Annotated in this window: 18 protein-coding genes; 3 read left to right on the forward strand and 15 right to left on the reverse strand. The window is 72.2% G+C overall.

The window, feature by feature from the left end; genetic code table 11:
- Together cueR and MFF40_RS18770 are read right to left on the reverse strand one after the other, a co-directional pair.
- Positions 1–471, reverse strand: coding sequence for a Cu(I)-responsive transcriptional regulator (gene cueR / locus MFF40_RS18765; RefSeq protein WP_147856483.1), 471 nt, complete (start codon positions 469–471; stop codon positions 1–3).
- On the reverse strand, positions 468–2,984 hold the full coding sequence (locus MFF40_RS18770; protein ID WP_238261742.1) for a heavy metal translocating P-type ATPase: 2,517 nt from the start codon (positions 2,982–2,984) through the stop codon (positions 468–470). Before MFF40_RS18770 ends, cueR begins: the two co-directional genes overlap by 4 nt.
- 503 nt (positions 2,985–3,487) lie before the next feature.
- Between MFF40_RS18770 and MFF40_RS18775 the strand changes: the two genes are divergently transcribed.
- On the forward strand, positions 3,488–4,099 hold the full coding sequence (locus MFF40_RS18775; protein ID WP_147857564.1) for a glutathione S-transferase family protein: 612 nt from the start codon (positions 3,488–3,490) through the stop codon (positions 4,097–4,099).
- Here the strand turns inward: MFF40_RS18775 and MFF40_RS18780 are convergent.
- The 11 genes from MFF40_RS18780 to MFF40_RS18830 all read right to left on the reverse strand — a co-directional run bounded on the left by MFF40_RS18780 (position 4,081) and on the right by MFF40_RS18830 (position 16,615).
- A complete protein-coding gene (locus MFF40_RS18780) occupies positions 4,081–5,355 on the reverse strand; it encodes an ATP-binding protein (RefSeq protein WP_238261744.1) in 1,275 nt (424 codons plus the stop codon). The two genes, MFF40_RS18775 and MFF40_RS18780, sit on opposite strands and share 19 nt — an antisense overlap.
- 22 nt (positions 5,356–5,377) lie before the next feature.
- The gene (locus MFF40_RS18785; protein ID WP_238261782.1) at positions 5,378–6,466 is read right to left on the reverse strand and encodes a lysylphosphatidylglycerol synthase domain-containing protein; all 1,089 of its coding nucleotides are present in this window, start codon (positions 6,464–6,466) and stop codon (positions 5,378–5,380) included.
- Between the two features lie 151 nt (positions 6,467–6,617).
- On the reverse strand, positions 6,618–7,247 hold the full coding sequence (locus MFF40_RS18790) for a uracil-DNA glycosylase (protein WP_238261746.1): 630 nt from the start codon (positions 7,245–7,247) through the stop codon (positions 6,618–6,620).
- A complete protein-coding gene (locus tag MFF40_RS18795) occupies positions 7,237–7,995 on the reverse strand; it encodes a PIG-L deacetylase family protein (RefSeq protein ID WP_238261748.1) in 759 nt (252 codons plus the stop codon). Before MFF40_RS18795 ends, MFF40_RS18790 begins: the two co-directional genes overlap by 11 nt.
- Before the next feature lie 18 nt (positions 7,996–8,013).
- Positions 8,014–9,252 (reverse strand): glycosyltransferase family 4 protein, encoded by a 1,239-nt coding sequence (locus MFF40_RS18800; RefSeq protein WP_238261750.1) that lies wholly within the window; start codon positions 9,250–9,252, stop codon positions 8,014–8,016.
- 411 nt (positions 9,253–9,663) lie between these two features.
- The gene (locus MFF40_RS18805) at positions 9,664–10,536 is read right to left on the reverse strand and encodes a sugar phosphate isomerase/epimerase family protein (RefSeq protein WP_147896950.1); all 873 of its coding nucleotides are present in this window, start codon (positions 10,534–10,536) and stop codon (positions 9,664–9,666) included.
- Positions 10,533–12,134: a YcaO-like family protein gene (locus MFF40_RS18810; RefSeq protein WP_147896951.1), complete on the reverse strand. Its 1,602-nt coding sequence runs from the start codon at positions 12,132–12,134 to the stop codon at positions 10,533–10,535. The genes MFF40_RS18805 and MFF40_RS18810 overlap by 4 nt, the downstream gene beginning before the upstream one ends.
- 146 nt (positions 12,135–12,280) lie before the next feature.
- A complete protein-coding gene (locus MFF40_RS18815) occupies positions 12,281–13,276 on the reverse strand; it encodes a Gfo/Idh/MocA family protein (RefSeq protein WP_147896952.1) in 996 nt (331 codons plus the stop codon).
- A complete protein-coding gene (locus MFF40_RS18820; protein ID WP_147856576.1) occupies positions 13,276–14,457 on the reverse strand; it encodes a class I SAM-dependent methyltransferase in 1,182 nt (393 codons plus the stop codon). Before MFF40_RS18820 ends, MFF40_RS18815 begins: the two co-directional genes overlap by 1 nt.
- 62 nt (positions 14,458–14,519) lie before the next feature.
- A complete protein-coding gene (locus MFF40_RS18825) occupies positions 14,520–15,425 on the reverse strand; it encodes an HD domain-containing protein (protein WP_147896953.1) in 906 nt (301 codons plus the stop codon).
- Complete coding sequence (locus MFF40_RS18830) at positions 15,425–16,615, reverse strand: inositol-3-phosphate synthase (RefSeq protein ID WP_147856578.1); 1,191 nt, start codon at positions 16,613–16,615, stop codon at positions 15,425–15,427. The genes MFF40_RS18825 and MFF40_RS18830 overlap by 1 nt, the downstream gene beginning before the upstream one ends.
- A gap of 324 nt (positions 16,616–16,939) precedes the next feature.
- Here MFF40_RS18830 and MFF40_RS18835 point away from each other — a divergent pair, with 324 nt between their 5' ends.
- Positions 16,940–18,214, forward strand: coding sequence for a transglycosylase SLT domain-containing protein (locus MFF40_RS18835; protein WP_147896954.1), 1,275 nt, complete (start codon positions 16,940–16,942; stop codon positions 18,212–18,214).
- Positions 18,215–18,226: 12 nt separating this feature from the next.
- Here the strand turns inward: MFF40_RS18835 and MFF40_RS18840 are convergent, their stop codons facing one another.
- Positions 18,227–19,876, reverse strand: coding sequence for a DHA2 family efflux MFS transporter permease subunit (locus MFF40_RS18840; RefSeq protein WP_147857094.1), 1,650 nt, complete (start codon positions 19,874–19,876; stop codon positions 18,227–18,229).
- A gap of 5 nt (positions 19,877–19,881) precedes the next feature.
- Positions 19,882–21,150, reverse strand: coding sequence for an HlyD family secretion protein (locus tag MFF40_RS18845; RefSeq protein WP_238261752.1), 1,269 nt, complete (start codon positions 21,148–21,150; stop codon positions 19,882–19,884).
- Between the two features lie 197 nt (positions 21,151–21,347).
- Here MFF40_RS18845 and MFF40_RS18850 point away from each other — a divergent pair, with 197 nt between their 5' ends.
- Positions 21,348–22,007: an HdeD family acid-resistance protein gene (locus MFF40_RS18850; RefSeq protein ID WP_147857309.1), complete on the forward strand. Its 660-nt coding sequence runs from the start codon at positions 21,348–21,350 to the stop codon at positions 22,005–22,007.
- Positions 22,008–22,064 lie beyond the last annotated feature (57 nt).

Raw genomic sequence — 22,064 nt, forward strand, 5'->3', positions numbered from 1 at the left:
TCACCCCCTCCGCACAGGGCTCCGCTGACCCAGACCGCGACTCGATGTTCGAGTTAAGCGCGGCCCATCCGACGTGGCGAGGTCGTCGAGGATCGGGCAATCAGGCCGCTGGTCGCCGCAGCAGCTTTCGGCGAGGCGCTCCAGGGTCCGGGCCATGCCCTCCAGCTCGCCGATCCGGCGGCGCAGGTCGGCGATCTGCTCCTCGGCGATCGCCTTCACGCCGGCGCTCGGCCGGGCGCGGTCGCGCCACAGTGCCAGCAGGTCCGCGATGGCCTCGACGCTGAAGCCGAGGTCGCGGGCGCGGCGGACGAACCGCAGGGTGTGCAGGTCCGCGTCGTCGTAGTGGCGGTAGCCCGCCTCGGAGCGGGTCGCGGGCGGCAGCAGGCCGGTCGCCTCGTACCAGCGGATCATCTTGGCCGAGACGCCGGTGCGCCGGGCCGCCTCGCCGATGGTGATGGGTCCCGCGCTCATGCCGGCCTCGGCACCGGCGCGGATGCTTCGGCGGCGGGCGCGGCCCGGCCCCCGGCCCGGCGCAGCCGCAGGGCGTTGCCGAGGACGAAGACGCTCGAGAACGCCATCGCGCCCGCGGCCAGGACCGGCGACAGGGCCGGCCCGCCGAACGGCACCAGCAGGCCCGCGGCCACGGGGATCAGCGCCGCGTTGTAGGCGAAAGCCCAGAACAGGTTCTGGCGGATGTTGGCCATCACCGCCCGGGACAGGGCGAGCGCCTCCACCAGCGCCTGCGGCTCCCCCGACATCAGCACCACGTCGGCGCTCTCGACGGCGATGTCGGTGCCGGTGCCGATGGCGAGGCCGACATCGGCCTCGGCCAGGGCCGGGGCATCGTTGATGCCGTCGCCCACGAAGGCCACGGGCCCATGCGCCGCCCGCAATCCCTTCACGGTTTCGACCTTGCCCCCGGGCAGGATCCCGGCCGCCACATCGTCGATGCCGAGGTTCTTCGCGATCCCGGCGGCGGTGCGGGCGTCGTCGCCCGTCACCATCGCCACCACGAGGCCCTGCGCCTTCAGCGCCGCCACGGCCTCGCGGGCGCCCGGCTTCACCGGGTCGGCCACGGCCAGCAATCCGGCATGGCGGCCGTCGAGGGCGAGGTGGATCGGGCTCTTGCCGTCTACGGCCAGCTCTCCGGCCCGGGCTGCGAGGTCCGGGTCCAGGGCGATGCCGAGCCGGTCGAGGTAGCGCGGCGCGCCGAGAGCCACGCGTCGGCCCGCGACCCGTCCGGATACGCCGAACCCCTCCACCGCCTCGAAGCGCTCCGGCTCGGACCTGTCGAGGCCCCGGGCGCGGGCGGCCGCCACCACGGCGCCGGCCAGCGGATGCTCGGACCGGCTCTCCAGGCCGGCCGCCAGCGCCAGCGCCTCGTCCTCCGCGAAACCCGCGGCCACGACGAGATCGGTGACCCGCGGGCGGCCCTCGGTGAGGGTACCGGTCTTGTCGAGCGCGACGACGCGCACGTCGCGCAGGCGTTGCAGGGCCGCGCCGTCGCGGAACAGGATGCCCCGGCCCGCCGCCCGCCCGGTCCCGACCAGGATGGCGGTGGGCGTGGCCAACCCCATGGCGCAGGGGCAGGCGATGATCAGCACCGCCACGGCGTTGACCAGGGCCGGCCCGAGGGCGGGGGCCGGGGCCAAGATCAGCCAGCCCAGGAAGGTCGCGAGCGCGATCCCGATCACCGCCGGCACGAAGCGCCCGGTGACGCGATCGACCAGCGCCTGGATCGGCAGCTTGCCGCCCTGCGCCCGCTCCACCAGGGCGGCGATCTGCGCCAGCACGGTGGCGCCGCCGACCGCGTCGACCCGCAGGTCGAGGCTGCCGCGCCCGTTGAGGGTGCCGCCGACCATGTGGTCCCCCGGCCCCTTGCGCACCGGCACGGGCTCCCCCGTCACCATGCTCTCGTCGACATGGCTCGTGCCGGACACGACCGCGCCGTCGGCCGCGACCCGCTCGCCGGGTCTGACGCGGACCACATCGCCGATGCGGAGTTCCGCCAGCGGCACCTCGGTCTCGGCCCCGTCGCGGATCACCCGGGCGGACTTGGGCGCCAGATCCATCAGCCGCGCGATGGCCTGACCGGTCCGGCCCCGGGCGCCGGCCTCCAGATTCCGCCCGAGCAGGATCAGCGTGACGATCAGCACGCTGGCCTCGAAATAGAGATGCGCCGCGCCCGCGGGCAGCAAGCCTGGGGTCAGGGCCGAGACCAGGGAGTAAAGGTAGGCGGCCCCCGCCCCGAGGGCGACCAGGGCGTTCATGTCGGGATGGCCGCGCAGCAGGCCCGGTACGCCCCGCAGGAAGAAGCGGCGGCCGGGCCAGGCGAGCACCAGGGTCGCCAGGGCGGCCTGGACCAGGGCCGCGGCCGGGCCGGCATGGAAGCCGGGCAGGACGTGGCCGCCCATGTGGCCGCCCATGTCGAGGACGACCACCGGGGCGGACAGCAAAGCCGCCGCGGCGAGGTCGCGGCGGAGCGCGCGGCCCTCGGCCTGCTGCCGGGTCGCGGGATCGATTCGCGGCCCGTCGTCGAGGGGGCGGGCCTCGTAGCCTGCCGCCGCCACGGCCGCCACGAGGTCGCCGGTGGAGACCAGGCCCTCCGGATGGCGGATCGCGGCCTGGCCGGTGACCAGGTTGACGCTGGCGCCGCTCACCCCCGGCAGGGCGGCGAGCGCGCGCTCGACCCGTCCGACGCAGGACGCGCAGGACATCCCCGCGACGGCGATCCGGCTCTCGGTCTCCGGGACCGGGTAGCCGGCATCCGCCAGCGCGGCCGCGGCGTCGGCCGGACCCGCGCCGCCGTCGAGGACGAGGCTGGCGCGGTTGGTGGCGAGGTTGACCGCCACGTCGCGGGCACCGGGCAGCGCCTTCAGGGCGCGCTCGACCCGCCCGACGCAGGACGCGCAGGACATCCCGTCGACGGGGAAGCTCAGGGAGACGGGTTCGGGCACGGGGGCGGTTCCGATCGAAGCATCCATGCCGCCTCAGATGGGGCTTCCCATCATGGGAAGGTCAAGGGCCTTGCGGATCGCGTTGCCGAATCGCGGATGGGCCGACAGAGTGGGCGGGCATCGGTATGCGATCGGATTCCTTCGTCGGGCCGGGTAACGCGTGGGTAGCTCGAAATGCGGGGCCCCGCTCCCGTGCGGGCTAACGGATTCACTTATTGCAGTCCGGATGGTTCTGGGCCGCGAGAGAAACCTGTCCCAGGCCAACACGCGCCGCCCCTCCCCCCTCTGCGGGGGAGGGTGGCCCCTGCGTCAGCAGGGGTCGGGAGAGGGGAACCCGGGTTCAGGAGGGGGCGCGACTGGCCTGACGGGCGAAGTCCTGTTCTGCACCGTTGCTCCCCTCTCCCGACCCGGCCTGACGGCCGGCCCACCCTCCCCCGCAGAGGGGGGAGGGAGACGCGCTTGGGGTCAGCCTTGGCCCACATCCACCAGCCGATATGTGAACCGTGTCACCCAGCACTGCGAGGCCGCCGATGACTGAACCACTGGTCATCTACGGGGATCCGGGCTCCGGGAACTGCCTGAAGGTCAAATGGGTGGCCGATCATCTCGGCATCCCGGCGACGTGGCGCACCATCGATGTGCCGGGCGGCGGGGCGCGTGAGCCGGCGTTCCTGGCGCTGAACCCCGCCGGCCGGGTGCCCCTGGTCGTCTTCCCCGACGGCGAGACGCTGTCGGAGTCGAACGCGATCATCATCCATCTGGCCGAAGGCTCGGCGTTGATTCCCGAAGCGGCGCGGGCCCGGGCCCGGATGCTGCAATGGATGTTCTGGGAGCAGTACAGCCACGAGCCCTACATCGCGGTCCGCCGCTACCAGATGCATTACCTCAAGCGCGCACCGGAGGCGCTCGATCCGAAGCTCGCGGAGCGCGGCGCGGACGCGCTCCGGCTGATGCAGGCGACGCTCGAACGCTCCGCCTTCATGGCCGGCGGCGTGCTGACGCTCGCCGACGTGGCGCTTGTCGCCTACACCCGCATGGCCCACGAGGGCGGCTTCGACCTGGCCGCCTACCCGGCCATCCGCGCCTGGATCCCGCGGGTCGAGGCCGGGCTCGGGATCGACCCCTATGCCGGCCCGGCCTGATCGGCGACCCGGGCCACCTCGGCGTCGCCGCCGTATTCCGGCAGGCTGACGCGCACGGTGGTCCCCTGCCCGACCGTACTCTCGATGGCGAGGCGGCCCCGGTGGCGGTTGAGGCTGTGCTTGACGATGGCGAGGCCGAGGCCCGTCCCGCCCCGGGCGCGGCTTGAGGCCACGTCGACCCGGTAGAAGCGCTCGGTCAGGCGCGGGATGTGCTCGGGCGGGATGCCGGGGCCGTCATCCGTCACCGACAGCACGATCCGGCGGCCGAGCCGGGGGTCGTCCTCCCGGGACAGGCCGACGCCGACATGGCCGCCGCCGTACTTCACGGCGTTCTCGATCAGGTTCTCGATCACCCGGGCGAGCTCGTCGGCATCCCCGGGCACGGGATATGGGCCGTCGCCGTCCGCGAACCGCACGGTGGCGCCCCGCGCCTCGGCGGGGGGCCCCTGCGCGTCGACCATCTGGCGGGCGAGCGCCCCGAGATCGACCACGGTGGTCGGGGCCACGTGCTCGCGCAGCTCGATCCGCGACAGGGACAGCAGGTCGTCGATCAGCCGGGTCATGCGCTGGGCCTGGACGCGCATGATCTCCAGGAAGCGCTCGCGCGCCTGCGTGTCCTCGCGGGCCGGGCCCTGCAGGGTCTCGATGAAGCCGATCAGGGTGGCCAGCGGCGTGCGTAGCTCGTGGCTGGCATTGGCCACGAAATCGACCCGCATCGCCTCGAGCCGGCGGGCCGAGGTGAGGTCGCGCAGGAACAGCACCGCGCTGACCCCCGACCCGTCGGGCATCGGCAGGGCGCCGATCTGGACCTCGAAGGTCCGCTCCAGAGGCACCCGTGTCGACAGAGGGACCCGGCGGGGCATGCCGGAACTCAGCACCGCCTCGACCCCGTCGAGGACCTCCGGGCTGCGCAGCGCGAAGGACAGGGGCCGGGCCTGAAGCAGGGCCGGCAGCAGCACCCGGGCCGCCGGGTTGGCCTCCACCACCAGGGTGCGGCGGTCCACCAGGATGACCGGATCGGGCACGTGGGCCAGCAGCGCCTCGGCGATCGCGTGGCGCTGGGCCGTCGCCGCCGGCCGCGGCCGCGGGGCCTCCGGGCCGCGCCCCCCGAGCCAGCCGCCGAGGCAGACCGAGCCGAGGCCGGCCAGGATCAGCGGAAGGTCGAGCCGGCCGGACAGCGCGAGGGCGACGGCGAACAGGCCGGCCGCGATGGCAGCGCCCGTCCAGGCCTGGGAACTGCGCGGGCGGTCGGTCATGGTCGACGGCGGTCCGGTGGGGTTACCGGGACTCGGTGTCGTCGGGCCAGGGGCGGCCGGACGGGCCGGCCGTGCCTTCCGGCGGCCCCGGATCGCGCGCGCCGCCGGCCCGCTTCACGATCTCGTAGAGACCCAGCATCGCCAGGGCGACCATGAACGGCACGACGTAGTAGCAGCCCCGGAACAGCAGCAGCGAAGTCAGCACCTCGTTGCGCGGCAGGCTCGACAGGGCGAGCAACACGGTGGCTTCGAACACCCCGATGCCCCCGGGGGCGTTGGAGGCGATGCCCAGCATCGCGGCCAGCACGTAGATCGCCAGGAAGGTGGTGAAGCCCAGCGTCATCCCCTGGGGCAGCAGGACGTAGAGCACCGCCGCCGCCGCGCAGACGTCGCCGATCCCGACGATCATCTGGCCGATCGAAACCGAGGCGCCCGGCAGCTCCAGCCGCCACTGCTTGACCGTGATGCTGCGCTTCTTGGCCGAGACCCAGGCGAGGTAGCCCAGCACCAGGCCGAGGGCCACGAGGCCGACGCCCTGGTTGATCCGGATCGACGTGAAGGCGAGCCCGGCGAGCTGGCCGGCCTCGATGATCAGGCTCAGGCCCAGCACCACGCCCATGCCGAGCCAGAAGGTGAAGCCCGCGATGACCGTGAGCGCGGCGATCTTGGCCGTGGACAGGCCCTGCCGGGCGTAGATCCAGTAGCGGATCGTGCCGGCGGTCAGCAGCGGGAAGCCGAGGGTGAAGCTCACCGCGTAGCTGGTGAACGAGGCGAGCGCGGTGATCCGGTACGGCACCTTGATCCGCAGCTGGCGCAGGGCCAGCGCGTCGTAGCCCGTCAGGAACAGGTAGCTGATCCCGACGAACAGGAAGGCCAGGCCGAGCTGCTCGCCGGTGGCCGCCGCCACCGCCGCCCGCACCTCCGCCCAGCTCACGCTCTGGACGAGCTTCCACAGCACGCCGAGAGAGACCGCGAACAGCACGATGCTGGCGGCCGTGCCGATCCAGGCGTACCGGCCGGTCCAGCTCTTGCGCGGCTTGTCCGCGACAGCGTCGTGCTTGACCGGCTCGACCGGCTCCGCCGGTCCCCGGTGCTGTCCCTGAAAGTTCATGCCGTTCGGCGTCCGCCCTTCCGGCTGCGCGGCCCGGCCGAAGGCCTGCGCCCGTACCGGATGATCCCGGACCGCGGCCCGTTGCCTCGCCATGTAGGCCGAACCGGCGCCCAAGGCCAGGGAAGGCCGGGATCCGATGGGGATCCGATCCTCAGCGCGGGGCGCGGCACAGGATCGCCGCCGCCTCCGACAGGCCCCGCCGGATCCGCGCGGGCACCTCCGGGGCGGTGCAGACATAGGTCGGGCTCGGGTGGGGGACCGCGATCAGCGGCAGGCCCGGGCGCAGGGCCGCGATCGCCGGCGCCGCCCCGCCGGCGGTGCGTCCGGCCAGCACCGCCACGGCGAGCCCGGGCAGCAGGTCCAGCAGCGGCGCCAGATAGGGCGCGGCCGCCGCGACCTCCGCCCGGCGCGGGGCCCGGTTGAGGGCGCCCGCCGCGTGGATCAGCCAGGGCACCGCATTCCAGATCAGGGTGTCGCCCCGCGCGATGCCGGCCTCCTGCAGGAAGCCGAACAGGTTGGCGGCGGTGCCGTTGGCGCTGTCGCGGGTGACGAAGCCGGTGCGCAGCACGGCCGGCCCCGGCGTCTCCAGGAGCAGCAGCATCCGGGCCGCGACGCCGCCGTCCAGGGGATCGGGCACCGGGACCGGCGCGCCCCGCTCGGCGGCGATCCGGTCGGCCAGCGCGCGGATCGGGGCGATGTGCGGCGCGTCGATCAGGGCCCGGCGGGCCGCGAGCGCCGCCGGGTCGGCGAGGGATTTGGGAGCCTGCGGCTCAGGCGGCATCGAGGCCGGGAATCGGTGCGGCGAGGCGGCCGGCGAGGCGGAAGCGCTCGATCCCCTCCTCCCGGGCGAGCCGGGCGTCGAGGCCGGCCGGGCCGCCGAACTGGAACCCGATCTGGCTGCCATAAGCCGCGCAGGCGGCGCGCTTGCGCGCCTGGGCCTCCGGATCCAGCGTCATCCGGTGCGACGGCAACCCGGCGAACAGCTCGGCCAGGGGCTCCCGGGGTGCGGCCTCGCGGACCGTGTAGGGAAAGTCGCGCCACCACAGGATCGGGGGCGGCCCGTCGAGGCTGCGGAGCGCCCGGACGGCCTGGACGTGATCGACATGGCCGCCGATGGCCTGCGGGGCGAGGACGAGAGCGGGCTTCTCCGCGGCGATCAGCGCGGCCAGGGCCGGCGCCAAGTCGGCCGCGATGGCGTCCTCGGCGCGGGTCTCGGAGAACAGCTCCGGCGCGGAACCGTAGCCCCGGTGCGGCGCCTCGCGGAACGGCAGGTGCCGGGGCGGCGCGATCCCGAGTTCGGCCGCGGCCCGCACGTCCTCGGCCCGGCGCAGGGCCATGTAGTCGACCTCCGCCGACAGCCCCTTGTCGAGCTGGCAGGCCAGCGCGAACCCCGTCGGATCGGCGACGCTGCCGGTGAACAGCGTGGCCATCACGACGTGCCAGCCCTCCCGGGCGAGGCTCGCGAGCAGGCCGCCGCAGGAGAAGGCCGCGTCGTCGAGATGGGGAGAGAAGGCGAGGGCGGTGGGCACGCGGCGGGGCTTCCTGCGTCAGAGGAGGTGCGGCTCGGTGCGGAAGCGGCAGGTGGGATCGTCGGGCAGGTCGACGGAGAAATCCGTGGCCGGGCGCTCATGCCGAACGCGCCCGTAGACCTCCATGATCTGCCGGCCGACGGCGCTCCAGGAATAGACCCGGCGGCATTCCTCGAGGCCGGCCGTGGCCAGACCGCGGCGCAGCTCCGCGTCGGTGACGACCCGGGTCAGCGCGGCGGCGAGGGCCGGAACGTCGCCCGGATCGACCATCAGGCCGTTCTCGCCGTCGCGCAGGCAGTCCGAGACGCCGACCGCGTGGCAGGAGACCACCGCGAGCCCCGCCGCCATCGCCTCCAGGATCGTGTTGGAGAACCCCTCCGCGTAGGTCGGCGAGACGAACACGTCGGCCCGGCGGTAGAGGTCCGGCACGTGGCCGTATTCGGCATAGCCGGTGAAGGCGATGTCCCGCGGCGCGAAGGCGAGGTCCGCGGCCAGCGCCTGGGCGGGATCCACGTCCGGTCCGATGCCCGAGATCGTGGCGGCGAAAGGCGTGCCCTGCTCGCGCAGGATCGCCAGGGCGTTAATGAAGTCGAGCACGCCTTTCCGGCGGTCGACCCGGCCGTGGTAGAACAGCCGGACCGGGCCGGCATGCGGCGCCGGCAGGCCGTCGGGCGTCCCTTGCGCGAAGCGGTCGGTGTCCACCGCGCCGGGCACGATCGTGAACCGGCCCGGATCGGAGCCGAGGCGCTCGCAGACCTCGTCCACGAAGGACGCGCCGCCGATCAGCAGGGCGTTGGCATGGGCCAGGACCTCGCACATCGCCACCCGGTGCGTCTCGCAGCAGGAGCCGACCCAGTGGCCGTCGCCGCCCTGGATCGAGACCACGCTCGGCACCCCGAGCTTTCGGGCGGCGAGCAGGACCGCCCAGCCGGTGGGATAGCCGTACTGCGCGTGCAGCACGTCGAAAGGCGTGCGCGCATGCTCCCGCTCGATCGCCTCGACCATGGTGGCGATGTCGCGCTCGAAATCGCCCGCCTGCTGCTCGCCGAGCTGCTCCAGGCCGATCACCCGCACGCCGGGCACGGGCGGCGGCGGGCCGCCGCCATAGACCCGGGTCCCGAAGGCATCGCCCCGGTACTGGGAGATCATCGTCACGTCATGGCCGGCGCCGACCAGCTCGCGCAGCAGGTTCTGGGCGTAGACGCTCATGCCCGAAATCGCCGGGAAGTAGCGGCGGCTGAGGAAGAGGATTCGCATTGGGGGACGCTTCTCAACGAGACACAGGACGCACGCGGCTGCCCCCTCTCCCGTGCGGGCGGGTGGATTCGCGCATCGCGACACGACGGGTTCTCGGCTGCAACGGACGTCGCATCTCAGCAGCCACGCGCTCTCCCTCCCCCCTCTGCGGGGGAGGGTGGCCCCCGGAAGGGGTCGGGAGAGGGGAGCGACGGTGCAGGATGGGGCAGCTGCGTTCGAAACGCTCCATCCTGAAACCGTGCTCCCCTCTCCCGACCCCTGCTGACGCAGGGGCCACCCTCCTCCGCAGAGGGGGGAGGGAGACGCGCGTGGGTTCAGCCGTTGCCCTTATCCGGCAGCGATGTGTGAACATCGTAGCCCGCGCGGGAGAGGGGACCCGCGCCGCGTCCTGAGCCCCGATCGCGCATCCCATCATTGCCATTGCCGCCGCGTCTCCTGCTCGCCGGCGAGGACCGGGCCGGGGCGGCGGCAGGCGCGGAGGTAATCGAGCGCCTGCGGGATCATAACGTCGGCCCGGTGGCTCTCCCGGGAGAGCTCGACGCAGACCAGCTTGCCGTAGCCGACCGCCTCCAGCGCCTCCAGCACGCCCGGCACGTCCATGTCGCCTTCGCCGAAGGGCAGGTGGATGTGGCTGCCGCGCTTCATGTCCTCGATCGCCACGGTGCCGGTACGGTCGGCGAACTCGCGGACGGCCGCGGCCGGTTCGCGCTCACCGGTGACCAGGCAGTGCCCGGTGTCGAGGGCGAGCTTCAGCCCGGGGACGTCGAGGGCCGCATAATCGTCCAGGGTCTCGATCAGCATGCCGGGCTCGGGTTCCAGGCACGGCACGATCCCGGCCTGTGTCGCGAAGGCCGCGACCTCGTGCAGCCCCTCCCCCAGCCAGCGCCGGGCCTCGCCGTGATCCACGCCGGGCTTGGGCACGCCCGCCCAGAACGAGACCGCCTCGGCGGACAGAATCGCGCCGATCTCCACCGCGCGCTTGAGGAAGCCGACCCGCCGGGCGCGCCCGGCGGCGTCGGCGGTCACCAGGGTCGGCTCATGCTTGGCGTTGGGGTCGAGCAGGAAGCGGGCGCCGGTCTCGATGACGCAGGCCAGCTCGAGCCGTTCCAGCAGGCTCGCGACCCGGCCGGCCTCCGCGGCCCAGGTTTCGGCGAACGGATCGAGGTGGTGAATGTCCAGCGTCAGGGCCACGCCGTCGTAGCCCGCTGCCTTGATCAGATGCAGCGCGTCGTCGAGGCGGTGGTTGGCGGCGCCGTTGGTGTTGTAGGCGAAGCGCAGGGTCACGCCGCCCTCCCCTGCTTCTGGGCGAGCCGGAACGGCGCGTGGTGCGATTCCGGCTCGCGGTAGAGCGGATAGTGCCGCCCGACGATCCGCTCGGCGAGGGCTGTGTCGAACAGCGGCTGGCCCCCGAAGCGCTCCAACGCCTCCGGGGTCAGGCGCACCGGGCGCAGGGTCTCGCTCTCGGTACCGAAGCGGATCAGCGGATGGTCGCGCTCGAGCAGCTTGCGCGTGTTGCGCTCGCCGATGCGGTAGTAGCTCATGGTCTCGACCTCGAGCCCGGGCACGATCGCCTTGACCACGCCGACGCTGCCGCCGAGCGGCGAGCAATCGACGTAGAGCACGTCGAACCCCGCCTCCAGCAGCCGGTCGCAGGCGATCTTGCCGCGGGCATGGCCGTCCGGGGCCGGGGTGGAGGGCAGCTCCGAGAACCGCTTGGTGCTCCGCTGGCCATAGACGGTGTCGGCCAGCACGTCCCGGAGGCCGGCAGCCGGCATCTCGATCCATTCGAGCATCGCCTGAAGGGCGCGGCTCTCCTCGAGATCGAGGCTCGGCAGGGCCTTCTGGATGAATGCATCGACGTAGCCCGGCGGGGTCACGGTGGCGGCCATGTCGAGGGGGCCGTGCCCGAAGGTCTTGCGCACCCGCGCCGCCTGGAACTCCAGCAGCGCCTTGCGCAGCGCCCGCTCCCGGTCCGGATCGCAGGCCTCGCCGCAGGCCGAGAGGGCGATCGGCGCCGGGGTGCGGGCCGGATCCTCGTCGTAGCCGACGACGTAGAGGTTGGTGAGGCCGAACTGGTCGGTGGCGAACTTCGGCAGCGCCCGGATGCCCAGCTCCTTGAGCCGGGCCAGCATCGCGGCGTTCTCCGGCCCGATCCCGTCGAGGTCGAGCATCACCCCCTGGTCGAGCGCCCGGAACAGCAGGCCGTTGCCGTCGCGCTGGAGCAGTTCCAGGACGCCGTGGCCCAGCGCGAAGGGCACGTCGGGTCCGGCGCCGAGGCCGTTGGTGATCAGGTTCGTGAAGGGCTTGTAGCCCTCGGACAGCTCGAAATAATCGGTGGCGGCCACATCGAGCGGCATCAGTACGATCTCGCCGGTGGCGTACCGGACCGCCGGCGTCCATTCGAGCACCGTGTCGCGGCCGACCGGGGAGCCCGCGGGCAGGCAGAGGGTCAGCGGGTCGGCCACCGAGGCGGCGCCGTAGACCCGGGCGAGGTCGGTGTAGCTCGCCCGCTCCTTGGCTCGCGGCAGCACCGCCAGCGAGGGCATCAGGTTCTCGGCGATCTCCGCGACGGCGCCGATCAGCGCCTCCTCGTCGGTGGCGCCGTAGCCGATGCCGGACGGCATCGCGCCGACGAAGAACGGGTCGTCGAGGAACAGGGCGACGAACCAGACCGGCACGCCGGTGCGGTCCAGCGGCGCCAGGGGGAAGCCGACCACGCGGCCCTCCGGCAGGACGTCCAGATAGGCCTTGACCGGGTCGGGCAGGATCGCGGGCAGCCCCTCGATCGGCCTCTTGGCACCGAAGCGGTAGGCCCGCGGCGCCTTGATCCGGTCGTGGCGGGCGCGGTCGTCCTGGTCGTGGATGGCGTCTGGGTTGGTCAAGTCGTGTTCCCGTCTTCGTCGAACCGTTCGCCGCGGCCTCTCTCCACCCCTCTCCCTCATCCCGAGGTGCCCGCGTCGGGATATGGGAGTGGGGGTGGGACGCCCCGGAGCCTGGTTCCGTGGTTGGCTATCCCGTCCTGACGCGCCTACCCCTGCCCGTAGGCGCGGGCGACGAGTCGCATGGTGTGGAGGTCGCGAGCCGCCGAATAAGCCGTCCGTTCCTCGGGCCGGCGCAACGCCGAGCCGAAGGCGCGGACCTGCTCGGTGAAGGGCGAACTGTCGGCATCGAAGGCCTGCGGCTCGGAACGCCCGGTCGCGCCGTCGATGAACAGCAGCGTGCCGCCGGCCGTCTGGCCCATCGTGTTCTCGGCGACGAGCATGCCTTTGGTGCCGACCACCTCCAGGCGCCGCCGAGGGAGCGCGTCGGGGCAATTGTAGGCCACGTGCAGGCTCGCCAGGGCGCCGCCGCCGGTGCGGCCGATCAGCAGGGCACCGTCATCGACCGAATAGTCCTGGGCGCGGGTCTGGGTGAGGGCCGCGAGATCCGCGATCGGCTCGCCGAGCAGGAAATCCACGAGGTCGAGCCCGTGGGGGGCGAGGTCCATGAGGGCGCCGCCGCCGGCCTGGGCGGCGTCGATCCGCCAGTTCGGCTGGCCGGCCTCGGACCAGTCGCGCCCGAGCCAGCAGGCGTAGACGATCCGCAAAGCCGTGACGGTGCCGAGCCGCCCCGCCGCGACCTGGGCCCGAATCATTCGGTGGGCCGGATGGTGCCGCTGGTCGAACGCCGTCCCGTAGAAGATTTTCCGGGACTCCACCGCCCGCACGATGGCTTCGGCGTCATCGAGCGTCGCCGCCATCGGCTTCTCGCACAGGACCGCCTTGCCGGCGGCGGCCAGCGCCTCGACGGCGCCCCGGTGCAGGTGGTTCGGCGTCGCCACGTAGACCGCCTCGACCGCGGGCTCGGCGATAAGGCCAGCGAGGTCGGCATGGACGCGGGCGCCTTCGCGCTCGGCCGCCGCGCGGCTCTCCGGGTTCGGATCGCTGACCGCGACGAGCCGGTGCCCGGCGGCGCGGATGCCCGGGGCCATGTAGTCGCGGGCGACCCAGCCGTAGCCGACGATGCCCCAGCCGACCCCGTCCATCACCAGCGCTCCGGCAGATCGACGAATTCGCGGGCGCGGACGCGCTGCGTCTCGGGCCCGTCGATGCGGCCGTCGAAGGTGAGCTGCGCGGGGCCCGGCGATCGCATCGGGTAGGTGGCGCGGGGGGCGTATTCCGCCTCGTAGCGCTCGGAGGGCCAGCGGATCGCGTAGCCGTCCCCCTCCGGCCGATACAGCGGGTTGAGCTGCACGACGGTGCCGGCCTTCGGCAGCGTCAGGCCGTCCACCACCGCCCGCGGAGCCGGACGCATGCCGGGGCCCGCCACCACCGAGAACGCCTCGCAGCTCCGCAGCGCCGTGGGTTCCTGGGGCACCGGCGCCCGGCCCTCGACCAGGGCGCGGGTCAATTCCGCGTCGTCGTACACGAGGGCGTCGGGGAACAGGTCGGCGATCTCCTCGGCGGTGACGGCCCGGCCGGCGGAGAAGCCCGGGCAATCGCGGTTGTGGATGTGGCTGAGCGCGAGCCAGCCGTCGTCCCCGGCATTCAGCCGCAGGTTCTCGAGCAGGGCCGGCTTATCGTCGAGGAAGTAGAAGGCGTCGTTGCAGGCCACGAGATCGACCGGCGCGCCGGGGATCGGCCAGTGCGGCGAGCCGGCGTCGAAGCAGACGAGTTGCGCCTTCGGCCCCACGACCCAATGGCGTGCGACCCACAGCTTGGCGAAGACCACGTCGGCGCCGGCGGCCTTGCAGCCGCGGCGCTCGAGTTCCCGCAGGTAATGGCCGATGCCGCAGGCGAATTCGAAGACGCAGCGCGGCTCGTTCCAATGGGCCTCGAGCAGCGTCAGGCCGGCCAGGAAGGTCGGGTCGGTCCAGCGATGCAGGAAGTAGTCGCCGACCCGGCCCCAGCCGAGCCAGTCGACCGCCTCCCGGAGGGTCGCGTCGCGCCGGCCCTTGATCAGCCGGATGATCCCGGCCGGGTCGGCGGGAGGGCCGTTCCACCACGCGTCCTGATCGACCAGCAGGGCGGCCAGGGCCTCGTCGGGCTCGCCCGCATCGAGGTGGGCCAGGACACGTTCGACCAGCGCCTCGCGGCCGACCCGCAGGTACGGGATGCCGTCGATGACGGGCCAGCGCGCGCCGGTGCCGGCGTCGCGCAGGGCGTGCGGCGCATCGGGCTTCAGGGGGTTGCCGGTCTGCGGCGATTGGAGTTCGAACGGGATCATGGGCTCTCAAGACCGCCCCGTCAGATGGGCGACCGGGTCTGACGGACAACGCGGGTTCGGTCCTAAGGGATGCGCATGTCGCGCAGGACACGGTCGTGGAACCCCTTCACCGGCCCGGCATGGACCAGCTCCCACTCGTCGAGCACCGCCGCCATCGTGGTCGAGGCACCCCGCAGATGCTGGGCGATCTGCAAGACCCGATCGACGCAGTCGGCCGCGTGGAAGGCACGGCCCTCTGCGGTGGCGTCGTCCGGCAGCACCGCGCGCGCCCGCTCGACATGCCCGCGCAGGGGCCCGTCGAGCTCGGACATCGCCCAGCCGGTGGTCACGGCCATGATCGGGCCGAGATGGTCACCGAGCAGCATCTCGCCGGTGAAGCCGGCATCCGGCATCGCGGCGTTGTGGAAGTGATGCGCCATCGCGGCCAGGAACACGGTTCCGGGATCGGCCCGGTAGAATGGGCTGAGGCAGACGCCGTAGACGGCCACGATCAGGCAATGCTCGGCGTGGTTCTCCGGCGGTTCCAGCAGGATCCGGGCGCGGCCGGGGCAGGTCACGCCCGCCCGCGGCTGCTGGGCCAGGGCCGCCACGAAGGACGGCAAAGGTCCGGGCCGGCCCGGCGGGCGCGGCGCGAGCCGGCCGCGCAGGCGATCCCGCAGGGCTGGATCGAGGTCGCCGGTCACGGCATCGAAGCCCGCGACCAGGACCGCGGAGGCCGCCGCATCGGAGAGCCCCGCCGCCGACAGGAAGGCGGCGTCGAGGTCGCAGAGCCGCGTCGCGGCGAGCGTCGTCGCGGTGATGTCGAGGGCGACATCGTCGGGCGAGGCCCCACCCGTGAGTAGGCCCCACCCCTGCGCGAACAGCCGCTCGGCGATCGACCCCTCGCGGCCCGCGGAGCGGACGCGCTTGAGGTCGTTCATCTCCACGAAGAGTTCACGCAGCGCGGCCGGCGCCGCGGCACCCGACATCAGTGGACGCCGAGCCAGTCGAGAAGCATCGCTTCCTGCTTGCCGAAGGCGTGCTCCGGCCCGCGGCCGTTCTTCACCATCGGGGCCTTGAAGAAGGTCGAGAGCTGCTCCTGCACGCCGCCGTCGCCGCGCTTCTTCGCCAGATCGAGCACACGGGCGATCTCGATGACGAGCGGCGCCGCCAGGATCGAGTCCTTGCAGAGGAAGTTGACCTTGATCTGCATCCGCTGGCCCATGAAGCCGGTGACGTCGATGTTGTCCCAGGCTTCCTTGTCGTCGCCGCGGGGGCGGTAATAGTGGATGTGCACGAGGTGGTCCTCGACCGGGTAGCCGAGGATCGAGTCGAGCACCGTGCCCTTGGTGTTGAGCTTCGACTGCAGCGAGTTCGGGTCGTTCAGGGCGAGGCCGTCGCGGTTGCCCAGGATGTTGGTCGAGAACCAGCCGTCGACATGGAGGGCGCGGGCCTTGAAGGCGGGAGCCAGCACCGTCTTCATCATGGTCTGGCCGGTCTTGCCGTCCTTGCCGGCCACCGGGACGTTCATCTCCGTGGCCAATCCGAGCAGGGCCGGCACGTCGGCCGCGATGCTCGGGGTGAAGTTGGCGTACGGGATCCCGCTCTTGATCGCCGCGTAGGCGTAGAGCATCGCCGGGGAGATCGCCTCGTCGCTCGAATCCAGGCCCTTCTCGAAGGCGGCGGTGGAGTTCAGGGTCGGGTCGTTGAGGTCCGGCCAGCGCTCCGTGGAGGCGAGGTTCACGACGACCACCTCGTCGAGGTTGCTCTCCTTCTGGAAGCGGCGCAGGTCGTTGGCGATCACCGAGACCGCCTCGCGATGGTCCTTGGCGACGATGCGGTTCTGCCCGTCGATGTTCTTGCAGAACTTCGCGCTGCCCACCGCCGGCCAGGGCGTGATGCCCTTCAGGACCTGGGCGCCGTTCTCGATGTCGTCCCTCGACAGCACGCCGTGACCGGTCGCGGCCGAGGCGAGGTCGTCGCCGTTCAGGTCCCAGCCGGCGAACACGAGGTCCTTGTAGTCCACCATGCCCGCGACGGAGAGGCCGGCGAGCGGCAGCCCGTCAAGCCGGTTCGATCCGGATTTGATCATTTCGATGCCGGCGATGGCGGTGGTGGCAACGGCGCCACCCATGCCAACGAACGCGACGCCGACGCGGCGACCGGTCTGCATGCTCATCGGAAAATAGTGTCCTTGTGGGGACGCGCGTCGCGTCTGGGGAATGAGTAGTCGAGCCCCCCGGGGCGATATTTAACTGGCTCGACCGTGGCCCGTTCCAAGTCGAATGCGACAACTTTGCGCTTCGAGACCGGCAAGCACGGCCGGATCACGGCGTTAAGGCGGCCTGAAAAAGCAGGGTTAACCCTTCGTTGACCGTGCCACGCTTGAATCACGGAGCCGTCCCATTCTGGTCACGGCCGGCGCCGATAGGGCCGCCGCTTCAAAGAGCCCGGCCGCCAGACGCCGGGCCGACGCAAGGGACAATCTGGAAGAGGACCAGTGATGGGGGTTTTCCCGGAGCCGGCGCGTTGCGCCGACGACGTGAGCCGACTCGTGCCGAAGACGTCCGACCGCACGAGTCGTTTTGAGGATGAGACCGTGGCCTGGCTGCCGCGGCAGCAGGATGGGACCAAGCACCGGGCACTTCGCCGCATGGGCCGCAACGGCCTCCGGCGCTTCACCGGGACCCTAGCTCTGGGCTTCGTTTCCGGGTTCGGCCTGCCGCAGGCGGCCTTCGCGCCGGCCTTCTTCGCGCCCGCCGCGCAGGCCCATGACCGGATCGATATTAGCCCGCGCACCGCCCAGGCCCTCGCCGCCGACGGCCGCACCGGCTGGTTGCGGGACGGCGCGCCGGACGAGGGCCTGCGGGCCGGATTCCCGGACGCGGCGCCGGCCGAGGGCGCGGCCGCCTGGACCGGGCTCCCCGTCGAGGACCAGGAGCCGGCGACCGCCGCGCTGATCCAGGACGACCTCGCGAGCCTGCCGCGGGTCACCCAGGAGCAGGGCGAGGACGCCGTCCGGTTCGGCGAGCGCAGCGTGCCGCGCAAGGTGGTCGACACGATCGTGAAGGCCTCCGACGAAGCCGGGGTCGACCCGGTCTACATGATGGCGCTTGCCGACAAGGAATCGAGCTTCGACACGGAGGCCAAGGCCGGGACCTCCTCGGCGCAGGGCCTGTTCCAGTTCGTCGCCCGCACCTGGCTGGAGATGATCCGCGATTACGGCGCCCGCTACGGCCTCGACGAAGAGGCCGCCGCCGTGAAGGGCCGTGGCTCCGCGATCACCGTCGCGAGTTCCATGCGGGCCCGCGTGCTCAACCTGCGCAACGATCCCCGGATCGCCGCCCTGATGGCGGCCGAGCTGATCAAGCGCGACCGCGAGCGGATCGAGGCCCGGGTCGGCCGGACGCTCACCACCACGGAGCTGTACCTCGCCCACTTCCTGGGCAGCGCCAGCGCCGGGCGCTTCCTGTCGCTCTCCTCCGAGAAGCCCGACGAGGTGGCGGGGCGCGAGTTCCGCAGCGCCGCCCGGGCCAACCGCAGCCTGTTCACCGAGAAGTCCGGCGGCAAGCGCCGCAGCCTGACGGTCGCGGAGCTGCACGGCCGGATCGACGACATGATCGATCGACGCCTGACCCGCTACCAGGGTGTCGCCGCGGTGGCGGCGGCCGTCGACAGGGCGCCGGCCCAGACCGAGACCGCCGCCAACGAGGCCGCCCCGTCGCCGGACAACCGCCGCGTCGAGGTCACGGAGGCGCTGCCGCCGGACGGCGTCTGACGCCATCGACGGTCAGTGCCCGCCCGCCGCCGCGCCACCGCCGAGCTTGACCGATTTCAGGCTCAGCGCGAGGGGCACCGCGCAGGCGGCGACCAGGCCCAGCACCCAGAACACGTCGATATAGGCCCAGTAGGCGACCTCGGTCTGGAGCACGCTGCCGATCCAGGCGGTCGCCTGGCTCTGGGCCTCGACGCCGGCATAGCCGTGCTCGGAGAAGTACTGCGTCGCCTGCCGCATGGTCTCCTGGTAGCCCGGCGCCGTCGGGTTGACGCTCTCGACCAGCCGGCTCTGGTGGAACTGGCTGCGATAGGCCAGCACGTTCTGGGCGAGCGAGACGCCCATGGAGCCGCCGACGTTCCGGGCGACGTTGATCAGGGCCGAGGCCTGGTCGGTCTGGTCCTTGCGCAGGCCCTCGTAGGAGGCCGAGGTGATCGACAGGAACACCATCGGCAGGCCGATGCCGATATAGACCCGCGACCACGCGAAGAACGAAAAGGTGGTCGTGCCGTTGAGGCGCGTCAGGTCGTACATTCCCAGCGCCACAATGGTCATGCCGGCGGCGATCAGCCATTTCGGCTGCACGTAGGCCGAGGCCCGGCCGGTGAGGAACATCATCACCACCGTGACCATGCCGCCCGGGCCGAGGACGAGGCCCGACAGGGTGGCGGTGTAGCCGTAATATTCCTGCGTGATCTGCGGGATGAACTGCGTGGTGGAGATCAGGATCGCCCCGGTGAACATCATCACCAGGAAGCAGGAGCCGAACTGGCGGTTGCCGATCAGGCGCAGGTCCACCGCCGGATTCTTCTGGTTCAGGAGCCACGGGATCATGGCGACGAACGAGACGACCACGAGGACGCCGGAGACGTTCATCAGGGTCGAGGTGCCGAACCAGTCCTTCCGCTGCCCCTCGTCGAGGATGACCTCGAGCGAGCCGAGGAACACGGCGACCAGCAGGAAGCCGACGAGGTCGAACCGGATGCCCTTGCGCACCAGGGCGCGGCGCTCCTTCTTGGCCGCCTCGCTGTCCTCGATCAGCCAGTACATCAGCCCGAGCGCGATCATGCCGATCGGCCCGTTGATCAGGAAGCACCAGTGCCAGGAGGCGTTGTCCGACAGCCAGCCGCCCAGCGTCGGGCCGATCACGGGCGCGACCACGATGGCCACGCCGTAGAGGGCGAAGGCCTGCCCGCGCTTCTCGGGCGGGAACGAATCGGCGAGGATCGACTGCGCCAGCGGCGCCATGCCGCCGCCACCCAGCCCCTGCAGCACCCGGAACAGCAGCAGCGATTCGAGGCTCCAGGCGAAGCCGCACAGGATCGACGCGATGGTGAACAGGGCCACCGACCACATGAAGAACGCCTTGCGGCCGTAGCGCTTGGCCAGAAAGCTCGACGCGGTCAGCGTGATGGCGTTGGCCACCAGGTAGCTCGTCACCACCCAGGCCGCCTCGTCGGGCCCGACCGCGAGGCCGCCCGAGATGTAGCGCAGGGCGACGTTGGCGATGGTGGTGTCGAGCACCTCCATGAAGGTCGCCAGCGCCACCACGCCGGCGATCAGCCAGGGATTGTGGCCGCCGGGTGCCTTCGCCGCGGACGCCTTCGCGCCGGACGCTTTGCCTGCAGGCGACCTGCCCCCGGAGGCCTGGGCCGTGCCGGCCATCGCGGTCACCGCACCGTGACGGTGGGCACGACCGACATGCCCGGGCCGATCGACACGTCCGTCGGCCAGTCCTTCACCACGATCTTCACCGGGATGCGCTGCGTGACCTTCACGTAGTTGCCGGTGGCGTTCTGGGCCGGCAGCAGGCTGAAGGCGGTGCCCGAACCCGGCTGGACGGAGGCCACGGTGCCGTGGATCGTGCGGCTCGGATAGGCATCGATCACGAGGTCCACCGGCTGGCCGGGACGCATGTCGGCGATCTGCGTCTCCTTGTAGTTCGCCGTGACCCAGATTTCGTCCGGCACGAACATCGAGAGGCTCTGGCCGGCCTGCGCGTAGGCTCCGATGCCGCCCGTCAGCCGGACCACGCGCCCGGGCTGCACGGCCTGGATCGTCGTGTAGCCGAGGTTCAGCTCGGCCTGCTCGACCTGCGCCTTGTCGCGGGCGAGCTGCGCTTCCGTCGAGGCCTTCTGGGCCTGGAGCGAGCCGATCTGCTTCTGGGCCGCCACGACGCTCGCGTTGGCGCTCTGCACCGAAGCCTGGCGCTGCTGCAGCGTCGAGGTGGCCGACTGGGATTGCTGGACCGAGCCCGATCCGCGCTCCGCCAGGTCCTTGTACCGGGCCGCGTCCTCCTGGGCGAACTTCAGCGCCGCCTCGGCGGTGGCGACCTGGGCCTTCGACACGTCGATGTTGGCGTACTGCGCCTGGATCTGGGCGTCGATGTTCTTGATCGCCGCCGCGTCGGCCACGACCTGCGCCTTGGCCTGTTCGAGGGCGATCTTGTAGTCGCGCTGGTCGATCTGGAACAGCATCTGCCCGGCATCGACGTGCTGGTTGTCGGTGACCGGCACCGCGACGAGATAGCCGCCGACCTTCGGCTGGACCGAGATGCTGCGGGCATCGACGAACGCGTCGTCGGTGCTCTCGTAGGGGTGCATGTACAGCAGCCAGTAGAAGAACACGCCGACGCCGAGCGCGACCACCGCGAGGGCTCCGAGGATGAACGCCACCGGATGGCGCCGCAGGACGCCCGGGCGCCGCTCGTCCTCGTCCTGCTCGCCGTCCCCGGGGGCGCCGTCCTCCTGGTCGCCATCCCGGTCGGCGTCTGCCTCGGGGGCGCCCCGGTCGTCGTCCCGGGACGGCTTGCGCGCGGTCTCGGCAGGCGCGGCGTCCCGGCCGAGATCAAGGATGTCGCGAGCGGGCGGCTCGGGCCGGCTCTCGGCCGGCAGCGGATGGGACGCGGACTCGGCTGCCTGCCGCTGATCGTCAAACATGGCGTCTCATCACCACCGGATGGGCCGGCCACCCTGCGGCGGCCGGGCTCTGTTCGTGCCCGCCTCGGTCAGCAAAAGCCGGCGGCCGCGCCAAGGTTCCGGCCCGTCGGCGGCCGCGTTCAGGAACGCTTGTCGCAGTGCAGCGTTCTGCGGGCGGGTCGGCCGGGCATGCGCCCGACGCGCTTCGGAGTTCCGCCATGACCAGCACCCCGTCCCCGAGACCGCCCGGATCCGGCATCGGTTCGAGCGCGACGTCGCCCTCGGGCATCCCGCTGACCGGCACCGCCCGCCTGGACGCCATGAGCACGGTGCTCGCCCGGAACTGGTGGCTCATCGCCCTGCGCGGCGTCGTCGCGATCCTGTTCGGCATCGTCGCCTTCGCGGCTCCGCAGGCCTTCGTGCTGTCGCTGGTGTTCCTGTTTGCCGCCTACATGCTGGTCGACGGGATCTTCGCCATCGTCGGCGCGGTGCGGGCGGCCCAGCGGCACGAGCGCTGGGGCTTCCTGCTGCTCGAAGGCATCGTCGACGTCGTCGTGGGCGTGGCCGCCGTGCTGGTGCCGGCCGCCGCGGTCTGGGCCTTCGTGCTGCTCCTCGCCGCCTGGGCGCTCGTCACCGGCGGGCTGATGATCGCGGCGGCGTTCCGGCTGCACCTGCATTACGGGCGCTGGTGGCTGGGGCTCGGCGGCCTCGTCTCGATCCTGTTCGGCATCGCGCTGATCCTGGAGCCGGGCATGTCCGCCCTGGTCCTGACCTGGTGGATCGGCGCCTACACGTTCGCGTTCGGCGTGCTCCTGCTGATCCTCGCGGTGAAGCTGCGCAGCCGCCACGGAATGGCCGGACCGGTCGCCGGGCGGTAGCGGTTCGCGTTGCGCGGGGCACACGGTCGCGGCGCCTCGGACGCCGCGACCGGGCAT

Origin of the sequence: Methylobacterium mesophilicum (assembly GCF_022179445.1) — a bacterium.
GTDB classification, from domain to species: domain Bacteria; phylum Pseudomonadota; class Alphaproteobacteria; order Rhizobiales; family Beijerinckiaceae; genus Methylobacterium; species Methylobacterium mesophilicum.